Here is a 13795-nt window from a genome sequence, read left to right on the forward strand (position 1 = left end):
TTTTCCGGTGGCCGCCGCGGCGGAACGTGTCACTTCAGACACCGGCCGTGTCCGCTTCCGGTTCCAGCGCACCGGCCGGCACCATCGTCGCCGCCGCCGCGACGGCGGACAGCACCGTGCGCGCCTTGTTCAACGACTCGGTGTCCTCGTAGGCGGCGTCGGAGTCGGCGACCACGCCGCCGCCAGCCTGCACGTAGGCGGTCCCGTCCCGCATCAGCGCGGTGCGGATGGCGATCGCGGTGTCCGCGTCGCCCGCGAAGTCGAGATACCCCACCACGCCACCGTAGAGGGCGCGTCGGGTGGGTTCGAGTTCCTCGATCAGCTCCATCGCCCGCACCTTGGGCGCTCCGGACAGGGTGCCCGCGGGGAAGCAGGCGAGTACCGCGTCGAACGCGGTCCTGCCCCCGGCAAGCTCCCCGGTGACCGTGGACACGATGTGCATCACATGGCTGTAGCGCTCGATCTGGAAGAAGTCCACCACGTGCACGCTGCCCGGCTCGCAGACCTTCCCGAGGTCATTGCGGCCGAGGTCGACCAGCATCAGGTGCTCGGAACGCTCCTTGTCGTCGGCGAGCAGCCCCTTGGCAAGCTGGGCGTCCTCGTCCGGGTCCGCGCCGCGCCAGCGGGTGCCGGCGATCGGGTGCGTGCTCGCCTTCCCGTCCCGCACGGTGACCAGCGACTCCGGGCTGGAACCGACGATGTCGAAGCCGTCCATGCGCAGCAGGTACATGTACGGGCTCGGGTTGGAGGTGCGCAGCACCCGGTAGACGTCCAGCGGGTCGGCCCCGGTACGCATCTCGAACCGTTGCGAGGGCACGACCTGGAACGCTTCACCGGCGTGAATGGCCTCCACCGCCTTGTGCACGGCCGCGTGGAAGTCCGCCTCGGTGCGCCTGCGGGTGAACTCGGGCACCGGCCGGTCGAACACCGCGTTGCTGGCGGGGGCCGGCTCGGCGAGCCGCGCGGTCATCCGGTCCAGCCTGCGCACGGCGTCGTCGTAGGCCGCGTCCACCCGCTCCGGCGAGTCGTCCCAGTTCACCGCGTTCGCGATCAGCGTGACGGTGCCCTCGTGGTGGTCGAAGGCGGCAAGGTCGGTGGCCAGCAGCATGGTCAGCTCGGGGATGTCGATGTCCCGCTCGGCGAGTTCGGGCAACCGCTCCACCCAGCGCACCGCGTCGTAGCCGATGTAGCCGACCATGCCACCGGTGAGCGGGGGCATCCCCGGCAGCGGTTCGGTGTGCAGCAGCTCGATGGTCTCGCGCAGCACGGACAGCGGGTCGCCCTCGGTGGGCAGGCCGGCCACCGGGGTGCCGGTCCACACCGCCTTGCCGTCCCGCACGGTCAGCGCCGCGGGGCTGTGCACCCCGATGAACGACCAGCGCGACCAGGACTTGCCGTTCTCGGCCGACTCGAGCAGGAAGGTACCCGGGCGGTCGCCCGCCAGCCTGCGGTAGAGCGAGAGCGGGGTGTCGGCGTCGGCGAGCAGCCGCCGCACCACGGGAATCACCCTGCGCCCCTCGGCCAGCAGGCGGAACTCGCTCCGGCTCGGGCTGACCGCGCCGAGTCCGGCCTTGCGGGGCACACCGGCCGCGGTGCCGGCGGATGGGGAATCGACCATGACGTTCATTGTGCCGCGCATCGCGCCGTCGGGCCGGGGTGGCCGCCTCCCCGCTCAATTCATGTAATGTTGAATTATTGGGCGGCAGCGGTCATCATAAGGACATGAGCTCCGCCAGCGAAACCACGCCGACCAAGCGCCGAGGCAGGCGCCCAGCGGGACAGGACACCCGAGCCGCCCTGCTGGAGGCCGCCCGCGCGGTCTTCGCCGAGACCGGCTACGAGGGCGCGACCGTGCGGGGCATCGCCACCAGGGCCGGGGTGGACGCGGCGATGGTGAACCACTGGTTCGGCAGCAAGGAGGGCCTGTTCGCGCAGGCCGTGCTGGAACTGCCGTTCAACCCGGCCGAGTTGCTGGACACCCTGCTGAGCGGCCCGGTGGAGGAGCTGAGCGAGCGGATCGTGCGGACCTTCCTGACCCGCTGGGACGAGAGCGGGGGTGGGATGTTCGCGGCGCTGGTCCGCAGTGTCGCCGGGCACGAGCAGGTGGCGCAGGTGCTCCGCGAGTTCTTCCTCAACCATCTGTTCACCCGGCTCGCCGACAAGGTCGGTGGCGAGGACGCCCAGTTCCGGGCCACGCTGTGCGCGTCCCAGGTCATCGGCATGGGCATGATCCGCTACGTGGCCCGGTTCGAGCCGCTGGCCTCGACCGACGTCGAGACCATGGTCACCGCCGTGGCCCCCACCCTCCAGCGCTACCTCACCGGCCCGATCGACTGACCGCGCAAATCAGTCCTCGGCGAGCAGGAGGCGGGCACCGGTGTCGAAGCAGGTGCGCGTGCCGGTGTGGCAGGCGGGGCCGGTCTGGTCGACGCGCACCAGCAGGGTGTCGCCGTCGCAGTCGACGCGAACCTCGCGCACGTGCTGGGTGTGCCCCGAGGTCTCTCCCTTCACCCAGAGCCGCTGCCTGCTGCGGGAGTAGTAGGTGGCCCGCCGGGTGGTGAGGGTGCGTTCCAGCGCCTCGTCGTCCATCCAGGCCACCATCAGCACCTCGGCGGTCGCGTGCTCGACGACCACGGCACACACCAGCCCGTCCGGGGTGCGCTTGAGCCGCTCGGCGATCGCCGGATCGAGGATGCTGTCGTCGCGGCTCATGCGCGGTCCTCCCCCAGCACGTAGCGCCGCATCGGCAGCGAGTTGAGCAGCACCCCGGAGTAGACGTACCCGGCGGCCGCCAGGATCGAGAACAGCTTCACCCACAGCATCGCGGCCACCAGCAGGGCGAACACGTGCGCGATGGCGAACAGCACGACCACCACGTAGCCGGTGATCCGGAAGAACGGGTGCCCCCTTCCGATCCCCGCGGCCACGATCCCGCCGAAGAACAGGCTGGTCAGCGGCACCATCAGCCCGCGAGCGGTCGCGCCGACCGCGACCATCATGAACAGCACGAGCAACGCGTACACGACCGGGATGCCGACCAGCAGAGCCATGGTCACCTTCACCTCGGTGGGCGCCTGCCTGCCGCGCGCACTGAGCTTCATCGGACCTCGACTCCTCCCGCCCGCAGCGCCGACTTGACCTCGCCGATCTTCAGCTCGCCGAAGTGGAACACGCTCGCCGCCAGCACCGCGTCCGCCCCGGCACGCACCGCGGGCGGGAAGTGCTCCACCGCGCCCGCGCCACCGCTGGCGATCACCGGTACCCGCACCGCGGCCCGCACCAGCTCGATCAGCTCCAGGTCGAACCCGGCCTTGGTGCCGTCGGCGTCCATCGAGTTGAGCAGGATCTCGCCGACGCCGAGCTCCTCGCCGCGCGCGGCCCACTCGATCGCGTCGATCCCGGTGCCTCGGCGCCCGCCGTGCGTGGTGACCTCGAATCCGGAGGCGGTCGGTTGCCCGCCCGCGGGCACCCGGCGCGCGTCCACCGAGAGCACAACGCACTGTGCGCCGAACCGCCGCGAGGCCTCTCGCAGCAACTCCGGCCGCGCGATCGCGGCGGTGTTGATGCTCGCCTTGTCCGCGCCGGCGCGCAGCAGCCGGTTCACGTCCTCGGTGCTGCGCACCCCGCCACCCACGGTCAGCGGGATGAACACCTGCTCCGCCGTGCGCCGGACCACCTCGTAGGTGGTCTCCCGGTCCCCCGAGGACGCCGTGACGTCCAGGAAGGTGAGCTCGTCGGCGCCCTCGGCGTCATAGGCACGCGCCAGCTCCACCGGGTCGCCCGCGTCCCGCAGGCCGGTGAAGTTGACCCCCTTCACCACCCGACCGGCGTCGACATCGAGGCACGGAATCACTCTCACCGCGACGGACATGCCCGTCAGCGTACGTGGTGCGGCTCCGGCTACCTCGCGGCCGCGGCGAGGAAGGCCCGCCAGGCGGCCCTGGGCACGGTGAGCATCCCCGAGTTCGGCGCCTTGGAGTCCCGCACCAGGGTGCTCGGCTCCCGCCAGCCCACCTCGACACAGGCGCCGTTATTGGTGCTGTAGCTGCTCGTGCGCCAGGCAGTCCCGCCCGGCTCCGGCGTGTGCATGGTGGTCCTCTCGCCGCCCGTAAAGATCGATTGCCCACTCGGCAATCAGCTCCCTCGATTCTCGCTCATCCAGGGCAGTACTGGCGAGGGTCTTCAGCACCAGGCGATGCGCCGCCACCTCCTCTCGCGTCTCCAGGAACAGGCTGGACGTCTCGCTGTCCAGGTAGACCACCGGGGCGAACTCCGCCGACTCGATCAGCATGAACGCCCCGGCGACACCCGCGTGCGCCCCCGCGGCGGCCGGGATCACCCGGACCGTGACGTAGGGCCGCACGGACAGCCGCAGCAGGTGGTGCAGTTGCTCGGACATCACCTCGGCGCCGCCCACCGGAAGGCGCAGCGCGAACTCGTGGATGAAGAACACGAAGTGGCAGCGGCTCGACCGGGACAGCAACGCCTGCCGAGCCAGTCGTGCCCGCACCCTGCTCTCGATCTCGTTGCCGTACCGCTTCCCGCTCAACAAGCGGGACACCCGGCTCTGCGGCCAGCCGAGCAGCCGCCCGGCCTGCTTCCCGTTCAACCCGACCCGCTCCATCGCCGCGCGCAGCCCCTCCCCCAGCTCCCGGCTGCGCACCGTGCTCTCTCGATCGCCCATGGGTCGAAAGTAGACGGTGCACCCCCGGCAACCCGGCAGGAACGCGAGGATTCCACCGGAGCGGACGAGGGGGTGCCCCGCGGGCAACCAATCACCCGGGGAACAGCACCGCCCTGCCCACCGCCACCAGGTCGGCCGCCAGGTGGGGACGGCCGCGTAACGACGCGAGGCGGGTCACGTCGTTCACCATCATGATCGCGGCCTGGACCACCACCCGCGCCTGGTCGGCGTCCAGCGGCCGGACCTCGCGCAGCAACCGCACCCACTCCTCGATACCCGCGCGCTGCACCCTGCGGAACCTGCTGGCCTGCGCCCGCGGAAGGTGGATGCTCTCGCTGACCAGGGTGCCGATCAGGTCGGGATGCTCGAGGGTGACGGCCACGTAGTAGCCCAGCAGCGACTCGAGGCATTCCGCGGGCGTGTCGCCCTCGGCCAGCGAGCGCGCGGTGTAGTGCCGGGTCCACTCCGCTCCCCGCTCCAGCACCGCGGCGAGGATCTCGGCCTTGCCGCCGAAGTGGTGGTACACGCTCGGGCCGGTGATCCCGGCCGCGACACCGATCTCCTCGATCCCCACGGCGGGGTAACCGCGCTGGTGGAACAGCCGGGTGGCCACCGCGATCAGCCGCTCCCGCCGTCCGCCCCGTTCCGGATCGGGCCGGACGGCGGGCGGCGGTTCCCGCTCCGGCGGCCACGGCGAGGTCGCGAGGGCGGCGGTGATCGAGGTGACCAGCAGCGACTCGAACTCCGCCCTGGGCAGTCGCACCGAGTGGTGCGAGGGACTGCCCAGCACCGACAGGGCACACCAGCCGAGGAACTCGGCGTCCTCCCTGCGCAGCTCCGGGCGCGCCATCCGGGTCAGCGCGGCCAGCGCCGCGACGATCCTGGTCAGCCTGCGCAGCACCTCGCCGCGGTCGGCGCCACCGAGGTTGCGTACCTCGCGCTGCCACAGGGCCGGCACGCCGCGACGGTCCAGCGCGAGGGCGGTCAGGGTGCGCACGAAGCCGTCCACCGTGCGCTGTTCCGCGGACAACGTTGTCAACCGGTCCTCGACCAGCTCCAACCCCTCGAACAGCACGCGCACCAGCAGGTCGTGCTTGCTGCGGAAGTGCCGGTAGATGGCGGTGGAGCTGATCCCGACCTCGGCGGCGACCTCGCCGAGCGAGGTGGCGTGGTACCCCTCGCGCAGGAACAGCGCACCGGCCACCCACAGGATCTGCTCCTTGCGGTCGCGGGGTCGCTTACGCCGATCGGCCGTATCCGGCTGCGACACGATCGGGCGAGCGTCCACCGTCATATTGTCCAGCGCGCATCGATCCGGCCTCAAGCACACCTTCGGGGCACGGCAGGATACGACGTTCGGCCGTTCCGGTGACCCGGTTGATCTTCTAGCGTGCCCGGCATGTGGGGACGGCGGGTTACCGTGGCAATGGTCGGTGTGCTCACGATGGTGGCCGCGGCGCTGAGCGCCCCGGCGGCGCAGGCGGGGCCCGATGCCGCCAGGGTGGTGCCGATCGAGGTCACCGGCGACCCGGCAAAGCGGTTCAACCTGGTGATCCTCGGGGACGGGTACACCGCGGCCGAGATGCCGGAGTTCCGCGAACACGTGAACCGGCACCTGAACGTGCTGTGGACGATCGAGCCGTTCAGCTCCTACCGCAACTACCTCAACGTGTACGCGGTGGAGATCGACTCGGCGGAGTCCGGCGTGGACTGCGATCCCGGGCTGGACGCGCCGCGCAGGGACACCCCGCTGAACATGGGTTTCTGGGGCGGCTGTAACCCCGACAGCGTGCGGCGCCTGCTCACCGTGGACCACACGGCGGCCACGCGGTACGCGAACCTGATCGGGGGCACCACGGAGGCCAACCGGCAACTGCTGGCCATCGGCAACAGCGACACCTACGGCGGCGCGGGTGGGGCCTACGCCACGGCTTCCGGCGGGAACGCGCTGTCCTCGCTGATCACCCCGCACGAGCTGGGCCACTCGCTCGGCGGGCTGCAGGACGAGTACGACTACTACCAGCGTGGGGTGCGCGGGGGTACCTACACTGGCGGGGAGCCGGGTTCGGCGCACCACACCGTGCTCACCGAGGATGAGATGCGCGAGCAACGGGCCAAGTGGTGGCGCTGGCTCGGGGAGCCGAGCGAGTCCGGCGGGGTCATCGGCGCCTACGAGGGCGGCCTGTACAGCAGCCGGGGCGTGTGGCGGCCGAGCAGGCACTCGATGATGAAGTCGCTGGGCTACTACTTCGACCAGGTGTCGAGGGAGCGGATGACCCAGCGGATCTCGGCGAAGGTGAACATCCTCCCCGAGGGGACACCCACCGCCGAGCCGATCGGCGCCGACCGGGTGGTCTGGGTGCGGACCCCGCATCCGGTCGGGCACGAGCTGAACGTCACCTGGACCCTGGACGGCACCGAGGTGCCCGCGGGCAACGCGCGCAGCCTCGACCTCGGCGAGCTGGACCTGGCCCCCGGCAGGCACACGCTCACCGCGACCGTGGCCGACCCGACCGAGTTCGTGCGCGACCCGGCGATCCGGTCCTCCCCCGCGCTGACCCGCGACCGGAGCTGGACCGTGGACACCGCGTTGACCACCCCGCCGGAGCCGACCCCGGCGGCCTTCACCGGCTCCACCCCGACCGGCGAGCCGGTGGGCGCCGAGGAGGTGGTGCACGTGGACACCACCCACCCGCCGACGCGGCGCCTCGAGGTCGCCTGGACCGTGGACGGGCAACCGGTGCCCAACCCCGGTAACGACCTGGACCTCGACCTCGCCGGACTGTCCCTCGATTCCGGCGCCCACACCGTGACCGCAACGGTGTCCGGTCCGGACGGTTCGGACAGTCGTATGTGGACGGTGGACGCGACCGATCCGGTTGCGGAGTACCGGCTGTCCGAGTCGGTACTGACCGTGCGCAAGCCGGGCAAGCCCGCCGAGTACATCTTCAACGGCCCGTTCACCATGGACCTCACCGCGAGCGACGACACCGAAGGGCACGTGGTGCGCGAGTTCCGCACCGACGGCGACGGTTGGTACAACTACTTCGGCTGGCCGACCGACCCGGACGCGCCGTTCCGGTTCACCGCCGAGGGCACCGTGATCGACGACCTGGTGTACGGCAAGCTCGGCACGCCGCGCCTGGTGCCATGGGACGACGTGCCGCCCGGCTACGGCAGGCACACCATCGAGTACCGGGCGATCGATCCGGCCGGTAACCGGGGGCGGGCGCGCGAGTTCGTGGTGACCCTGCTGCCGGAGCCGCCCGCCTGCACCTCCACCGTCACCGGGCGGTATGCCGGGCCGCTGCTGGTGACCTCGGGGGTGACCTGCCTGGGCGGGGCACGGGTGGCCGGTCCGGTCACCGTCCGCCCCGGAGCCTCGCTCGTCGCCACCGACGCCACGCTCACCGGGCCGGTGCGGGCTTCCGGCGCCGCCAGCGTGCAGCTCCTGCGGACCTCGGTGCGGGGCCCGGTGCGCCTCGCCGGGGGTACCAGCGATGTCACCGTGATCGGCAGCAGGCTGCTCGGCCCGGTGGCGCTGACCGGAAACCGGGGTCCGGTGCTGGCCGGCAGCACCGTCCACGGGCCACTGCACTGCGCGGGCAACGAGTCCGCCCCGGACACCTTGCGGGCGCCCAACACCCTGTCCGGCCCGGCCACCGGTCAGTGCGCCGGCCTGGGCTGATCCGCGGCAACCACTACGATAGTCCGATGGGAGCAGAACTCGATCGGCTGGCTGCCGAGAAGTACCTGGTGCTCACGACGTTCCGGAAGAGCGGTGTCGCGGTGCCCACGCCCGTGTGGGCGGCACGCGACGGGGACGAGCTGGTCGTGTGGAGCGCGCGCAAGGCGGGCAAGGTCAAGCGCATCCGCAACAGCGGCCGGGTCGAGCTGACCGCCTGCGACGCGCGGGGCAAGCGCACGCACGGCGGCACCGTGCCCGGCACCGCGCGGCTGCTGGACGACGAGGGCAGCCAGCGTGCGCGGGACACGATCAAGCGCAAGTACGGGCTGGTCGGGCACGTGAGCATGTTCTTCAGCGAGCTGCGCGGCAAGGACCGCACGATCGGTATCGCCGTGACGCTCGAGGAGTAGTCCCGGCTACGCGCCCGCCACGGCGGCGAGGGCCTCGGGCAGGGTGAACGCGCCCGCGTAGAGGGCCTTGCCCACGATGGCGCCCTCCACGCCGTCCCTGGCCAGGGTGGCCAGCGCCCGCAGGTCATCCACACTGGACACACCGCCGGAGGCGATCACGGCGGCGTCGGTGCGCGCGGTGACCTCACGCAGCAGGTCCAGGTTCGGGCCACGCAGGGTGCCGTCCTTGCTGACGTCGGTCACCACGTACCGCTGCGCGCCGTCGGCGTCCAGCCGGTCGAGCACCTCCCACAGGTCCCCGCCGTCCCGGGTCCAGCCGCGGGCGGCGAGCCGGTGGCCGGCCTCGGTGATCCGCACGTCCAGCCCGATCGCCACCCGGTCACCGTGCGTGGCGACGACCTTCGCGCTCCACTCCGGGTCCTCCAGCGCCGCGGTGCCCAGGTTCACCCTGCGGGCGCCGGTGGCCAGCGCCGCGGCCAGCGAGTCGTCGTCCCGGATGCCACCGGACAGCTCGACCTGCACATCCAGCTTGCCGACGACCTCGGCGAGCAGCTCCCGGTTGCTCCCCCGGCCGAAGGCGGCGTCCAGGTCGACCAGGTGGACCCACTCGGCGCCGTCCCGCTGCCAGGCGAGCGCTGCTTCCAGCGGTTCGCCGTAGGTGGTCTCGGTGCCGGCCTCGCCCCGGACGAGGCGGACGGCCTGACCGTCGGCGACGTCGACGGCGGGTAGGAGCGTGAAAGTCACGGGGCCACTATAAGAGCCGGCCGGGCGGCCCGCTCACAGGGTGCGCAGCCAGTTCGCCAGGACGTGGGCACCCTCGTCCCCGGACTTCTCCGGGTGGAACTGGGTGGCCCACAGCGGACCGTTCTCCACGGCGGCAACGAAGTCCTCGCCATGGTGCGACCAGGTGACCCTGGGCGAGCGGCCAGGCAGCGCGGAGTCCAGCTCCCAGCCGCGCGCGGCGTAGGAGTGTACGAAGTAGAACCGGGCTTCGGCGTCCAGACCGGCGAACAGCTCCGAATCGGCGGGGGCGCGCACGGTGTTCCAGCCCATGTGCGGCAGCACGTCCGCGTGCAGCCGGTCCACGGTGCCCGGCCACTCGCCGGTTCCCTCGGTCTCGACGCCGTGTTCCACGCCACGCTCGAACAGGATCTGCATGCCGACACAGATGCCGAGCACCGGGCGACCGCCTGCCAGCCTGCTGCCGATGATCTTCTGGCCACCCACCGCGAGCAGCCCTTCCATGCAGGCGGCGAACGCGCCGACCCCGGGGACCACCAGGCCGTCCGCCTCCAGCGCGGTATGTGCGTCCGCCGTCACCTCGACCTCGGCACCGGCGCGCCGCACGGCACGCTCGGCGGAACGGAGGTTTCCGGAGCCGTAGTCCAGGATCACGACGGAAGTCACCCCCTCAGCCTATGCCACCGCCCTTCTGAGCAGGGGGAGGGCGGCCGCGGCGAGGGCACCGAGGAGCGCGAAGGCGAGACCGAAACTGGTACCGGCCACCACGGCGCCGACGGCGACCGCGCCGAGGCCCTGGCCCGCGTCGAAGGCGACGTTCCACACCACGCTGGCCGGACCGGCCGGGGACCGGGTGAACATCACCACCAGTGCGTCGTTCTGCACCACGCCGAACCCCGCGCCGAACACGGCCACCGCCAGGACCGCCAGCGGGGCGTTCGAAGTCGTGGCGGCGAAACCGAGCAGTCCCACCGCGACGGTCACCAGTGCCGGCGCCAGCATCCGGCCCGCGACCACCATCCGGTTGCCCACCACGCCGGCGAGCCAGCGGGCCACCATCGCGGTACCGGCCACCAGCAGCAAGGCGATCGCGCCGGAGCCGCCGAGCACGATCGGCAGGAAGGTCGCCAGCGCGCCGTAACCCACCGAGCCGAGCAACATCACCACCCACGGTCGCCAGATCAGTGCCACTGTGGACAGCCAGCGGGTGCGCTCGCCTTCCCGGGGAAAAACCGTGGGTAGCAGGGCGACTCCGGCCAGGCTGACCAGCGGGATTCCTGCGGCGATCAGGAACACCGGGCGGAACCCCCAGTCCTGCGCCAGCCACGCGCCGGCCGGGAGGCCGATCAGTTGCGGCAGGCCGGTCGCGAGGCCGTAGAGGCCGGAGCCGCCGGCGATCGCGTCCTTCGGCAGCAACTCGGCGATCAGTGCGCTGCCACAGACCGTCACCAGGCCGAAACCCAGTCCGCGTGCCAGGGAGATGGCCAGCACCGCCCAGGACACATCCGCAAGGGGCAGCAGCAGGGCCGGCAGGCCCAGCAGCCCGGTGCCCAGCAGCAACGCGGGTTTGTAGCCGTACACGCGGACCACGGCGGGCACCGCGAGCTGGGCGAGCACCGTGCTGGCCATGAACACCCCGGTGGTCGCCCCGGCCACCGCCTCGCCTCCGCCGCTCGCGATCACCCACAGTGGCAGGACAGGCAACAGCAGCGCGAAGCCGCTCATCATCGCGACTGTGGCGATCAGCAGGAGCCGGAAGTCACGGTGGCGGAGCGGGGACACCTGTCCTTTCTAGCGCGTCCGGCGGCCCGCTCCGGTACGTGGGCGGCAAACTCGCGGACGGGAGCGGCAAACTCACGCGCGTGGGCGGCAAACTCGCGGACGTGGAGAGCAAACACGACTAGGGGAGGAAGGCGCGGACGCTCGCGGCGAGGGAGGCCTCGTCGAGGCCGTGGGCCCGGTCGTGGTCGGACATCTCGCCGTACATCCGCACCTCGCTGTCCCTGCGCACGCCGAGGGAGCGCAGGCGGTGCGGGGTTGTGGACAGTGCCTCGGTGACGAGATGGGCGGAGGTGCCCGCGAGGTAGGGCTCCACCAGCACCACATCGGCCGGTCCGGAACCGACCGCCGCGCGCAGCCCGGCCGCGTCGAAGGGGCGGACGGTCGCGGCGTACAGCACGGTGACGTCCAGCCCCGCGGTCGCCGCGAGCACCCGGTCCAGCATCGGCCCGACCGCGAGCACCACGCCCGCGCCGCCCCGGCGGATCACCTGGAATCCCGTGCCGTGGTGGGGTTCGGCGTTGACCGCCGCGGACAGCCGCAGGTACACGGTGCCGTTTCCGGGCAACGCGTCCAGCAGCAGCCTGCGTGCCTCCTCCGGATGCCCCGGCACGTGCACCGTCCAGCCGGGCACCGTGTCGAGCAGCGCGACATCGGCGGGCGACTGGTGGGTGCGGCCCTCGGTGGACATGTCGTAGGAGGCGCCGGAGGACACCAGCACGGCGCCAACGCCCTGGTGTGTCAGGTCGAGTTTGACCTGCTCGTACGGGCGCTCCACCAGGAAGGAAGGGAAGGTGTGCGCTACCGGCCGCAGCCCGGACAGCGCCAGCCCGCCGGTGACGCCGATCAGCAGTTGCTCCCGGATCCCGACGTTGATCACCCGGTCCGGATGCCGGACCGCGGCGTCCTCGAGCTGGGCGGCCGAGATGTCGGCCAGCACGACGGCCAGCCGGGGGTCGGCGTCCAGCTCCGCGCCGACGGTGGACAGGAAGGTCTCCCGCATGGTTTGCATGGACTCAGCCCTTCGGTTCGACGGTGGCCACCACGGCCAGCGGCCGTGCCGTGTTCGGTGCGGTGAACGCCCGGTACAACGCCTCGTGGTCCCGGCCGTCCACGGTGCGGGTCTCCCAGCCCTCCACCGCGAACCGCCGCTCGATGCCGCCGGGCCAGCCATGGGTCGCGGAGTCGTTGTCGATCACCACGGCGGTCAGCCGGTCCAGCGCGGCACGCCCGGCCAGCGCGATCGCCTCGTGGTTGGACCCCTCGTCCAGCTCGGCGTCCCCGAGCAGAACCACCACCCGCGAGGTGGTCAACCGTTGGGCACGCAGGCCGAGCGCGGTGCCGACACCCAGCGGCAGGCCGTGCCCGAGTGAGCCGCTGCCGATCTCCGCTCCGGGCACCAGGGTGCCGTCCGGATGCGTGCCGAGCCTGGACCGCGCCGAGGTCCAGCCGGTGAGCTCGCCGGGATCGAGGAACCCCTTCGCGGCCAGCACGGCGTAGTAGGCCATCGGCCCATGCCCCTTGGACAGCAGGAAACGGTCCCGCCCGGGGTCCTCGGCGGTCTCGGGGGTCACGTTGAGCACCCGGTCGTAGAGCACCCACAGCACATCCAGCGTGGAAGTGGCCGCGGCGGTGTGCTTCTCGTCTCCGGTCAGCAGCGCCATCAGGCCGGGCAGGTCCGCGAAACCCGGCGAGGGTGGCGCCGGTGTCCCGGGGATGAGGTATCCGGTAGTAGTCATGCCCTCACGTTGCAACCTCGACTTAGGTTGAAGTCAAGGTAGGCTGACGGCGTGACGAAGCTTGCCGACCACCTCAGCATCGGCCAGGTCTCGCAGCGTAGTGGCGTACCACACACCGCACTGCGCTTCTACGAGGACCGCGGCCTCATCTCCGCCGAGCGCTCCGCGGGCAACCAGCGCCGCTACCCCCGTTCCGTGCTGCGCCGGATCGCCTTCATCCGCGCCGCCCAGCGGGTCGGGCTGAGCCTGGAGGAGATCAGCGAGGCACTGTCCACCCTGCCCCGCGACCACGCGCCGACCAAGGCCGACTGGACGCGGCTGTCCAAGAACTGGCAGGCCGAGCTGGACGCGCGCATCGACGCCCTGCAACGCCTCCGCGACCGGCTGACCGGATGCGTCGGCTGCGGCTGCCTGTCCCTGCGCGCCTGCTCGCTGCACAATACCGACGACCAGATGGCCCGTTTCGGCCCTGGCGCCCGGTTACTCAAACCGGCCACCGAGGGCGGCCATTAATCCACTATTCATCCCCGCTCCACAAGAACACCACGAACATCAGGCACGTCGAGTCCTGTGCACTCCCCTCGCTGATCGGTGCCCTGGTTCACATCGTGGACCCGTTGCTTTTTGTCCGGCCACCTGAATAGTCTTCACTTACCTCACGGGAACCCTGCGGCAGCGGTCGAGGCACAAAACCCCTGCGGATCAATAAAACGTAAACAATAGCCGCCTACCCCGCGGGGTCCCACGGACACCG

General features: G+C 71.5%; 16 protein-coding genes. 4 read left to right on the forward strand and 12 right to left on the reverse strand.

Translation table 11 applies throughout. The annotated features are described in order from the left end of the window. Positions 1–34: 34 nt before the first annotated feature. Positions 35–1618 (reverse strand): anthranilate synthase component I, encoded by a 1584-nt coding sequence (locus FB471_RS08990; RefSeq protein ID WP_141996862.1) that lies wholly within the window; start codon positions 1616–1618, stop codon positions 35–37. A 104-nt stretch (positions 1619–1722) separates the two neighbouring features. Here FB471_RS08990 and FB471_RS08995 point away from each other — a divergent pair, with 104 nt between their 5' ends. Continuing rightward, positions 1723–2337, forward strand: a complete 615-nt coding sequence (locus FB471_RS08995; RefSeq protein WP_141996863.1) for a TetR/AcrR family transcriptional regulator — start codon at positions 1723–1725, stop codon at positions 2335–2337. 9 nt (positions 2338–2346) lie between these two features. Here the strand turns inward: FB471_RS08995 and hisI are convergent, their stop codons facing one another. The 6 genes from hisI to FB471_RS09025 form a co-directional block, all read right to left on the reverse strand. Next, positions 2347–2712 carry a phosphoribosyl-AMP cyclohydrolase gene (hisI, locus tag FB471_RS09000; protein ID WP_141996864.1) on the reverse strand — a complete coding sequence of 122 codons (366 nt, stop codon included), beginning with the start codon at positions 2710–2712 and terminating at the stop codon, positions 2347–2349. Continuing rightward, positions 2709–3101, reverse strand: a complete 393-nt coding sequence (locus FB471_RS09005) for a hypothetical protein (RefSeq protein WP_141996865.1) — start codon at positions 3099–3101, stop codon at positions 2709–2711. The genes hisI and FB471_RS09005 overlap by 4 nt, the downstream gene beginning before the upstream one ends. Further along, positions 3098–3871: an imidazole glycerol phosphate synthase subunit HisF gene (gene hisF / locus FB471_RS09010; protein WP_141996866.1), complete on the reverse strand. Its 774-nt coding sequence runs from the start codon at positions 3869–3871 to the stop codon at positions 3098–3100. Before hisF ends, FB471_RS09005 begins: the two co-directional genes overlap by 4 nt. A gap of 29 nt (positions 3872–3900) precedes the next feature. Next, positions 3901–4014 (reverse strand): DUF397 domain-containing protein, encoded by a 114-nt coding sequence (locus tag FB471_RS35010; protein WP_246076309.1) that lies wholly within the window; start codon positions 4012–4014, stop codon positions 3901–3903. Between the two features lie 16 nt (positions 4015–4030). After that, positions 4031–4684, reverse strand: a complete 654-nt coding sequence (locus tag FB471_RS09020; protein ID WP_141996868.1) for a helix-turn-helix domain-containing protein — start codon at positions 4682–4684, stop codon at positions 4031–4033. A gap of 91 nt (positions 4685–4775) precedes the next feature. Then, a complete protein-coding gene (locus FB471_RS09025; protein ID WP_141996869.1) occupies positions 4776–6008 on the reverse strand; it encodes a TetR/AcrR family transcriptional regulator in 1233 nt (410 codons plus the stop codon). Positions 6009–6110: 102 nt separating this feature from the next. Between FB471_RS09025 and FB471_RS09030 the strand changes: the two genes are divergently transcribed. Both FB471_RS09030 and FB471_RS09035 read left to right on the forward strand, forming a co-directional pair. Further along, the gene (locus FB471_RS09030) at positions 6111–8372 is read left to right on the forward strand and encodes a M64 family metallopeptidase (RefSeq protein WP_211357992.1); all 2262 of its coding nucleotides are present in this window, start codon (positions 6111–6113) and stop codon (positions 8370–8372) included. Positions 8373–8398: 26 nt separating this feature from the next. After that, complete coding sequence (locus FB471_RS09035; protein WP_141996871.1) at positions 8399–8782, forward strand: PPOX class F420-dependent oxidoreductase; 384 nt, start codon at positions 8399–8401, stop codon at positions 8780–8782. A gap of 6 nt (positions 8783–8788) precedes the next feature. Here FB471_RS09035 and priA read toward each other — a convergent pair whose 3' ends face one another. The 5 genes from priA to FB471_RS09060 all read right to left on the reverse strand — a co-directional run bounded on the left by priA (position 8789) and on the right by FB471_RS09060 (position 13041). Next, positions 8789–9526: a bifunctional 1-(5-phosphoribosyl)-5-((5-phosphoribosylamino)methylideneamino)imidazole-4-carboxamide isomerase/phosphoribosylanthranilate isomerase PriA gene (gene priA / locus FB471_RS09040; protein WP_141996872.1), complete on the reverse strand. Its 738-nt coding sequence runs from the start codon at positions 9524–9526 to the stop codon at positions 8789–8791. A 33-nt stretch (positions 9527–9559) separates the two neighbouring features. Then, positions 9560–10189 (reverse strand): imidazole glycerol phosphate synthase subunit HisH, encoded by a 630-nt coding sequence (gene hisH / locus FB471_RS09045; RefSeq protein ID WP_170220758.1) that lies wholly within the window; start codon positions 10187–10189, stop codon positions 9560–9562. A gap of 9 nt (positions 10190–10198) precedes the next feature. Beyond that, positions 10199–11305 carry an MFS transporter gene (locus FB471_RS09050; RefSeq protein ID WP_246076310.1) on the reverse strand — a complete coding sequence of 369 codons (1107 nt, stop codon included), beginning with the start codon at positions 11303–11305 and terminating at the stop codon, positions 10199–10201. A gap of 118 nt (positions 11306–11423) precedes the next feature. Beyond that, positions 11424–12314, reverse strand: coding sequence for a transketolase family protein (locus FB471_RS09055; protein WP_141996873.1), 891 nt, complete (start codon positions 12312–12314; stop codon positions 11424–11426). A gap of 4 nt (positions 12315–12318) precedes the next feature. Next, entirely contained in the window at positions 12319–13041 is a 723-nt protein-coding gene (locus FB471_RS09060; protein ID WP_141996874.1) for a thiamine pyrophosphate-dependent enzyme, read from the reverse strand. Positions 13042–13092: 51 nt separating this feature from the next. Between FB471_RS09060 and soxR the strand changes: the two genes are divergently transcribed. Then, the gene (gene soxR / locus FB471_RS09065) at positions 13093–13554 is read left to right on the forward strand and encodes a redox-sensitive transcriptional activator SoxR (RefSeq protein WP_141996875.1); all 462 of its coding nucleotides are present in this window, start codon (positions 13093–13095) and stop codon (positions 13552–13554) included. Positions 13555–13795 lie beyond the last annotated feature (241 nt).

The sequence above is a fragment of the Amycolatopsis cihanbeyliensis genome (assembly GCF_006715045.1).
In the GTDB taxonomy this organism is placed as follows: domain Bacteria; phylum Actinomycetota; class Actinomycetes; order Mycobacteriales; family Pseudonocardiaceae; genus Amycolatopsis; species Amycolatopsis cihanbeyliensis.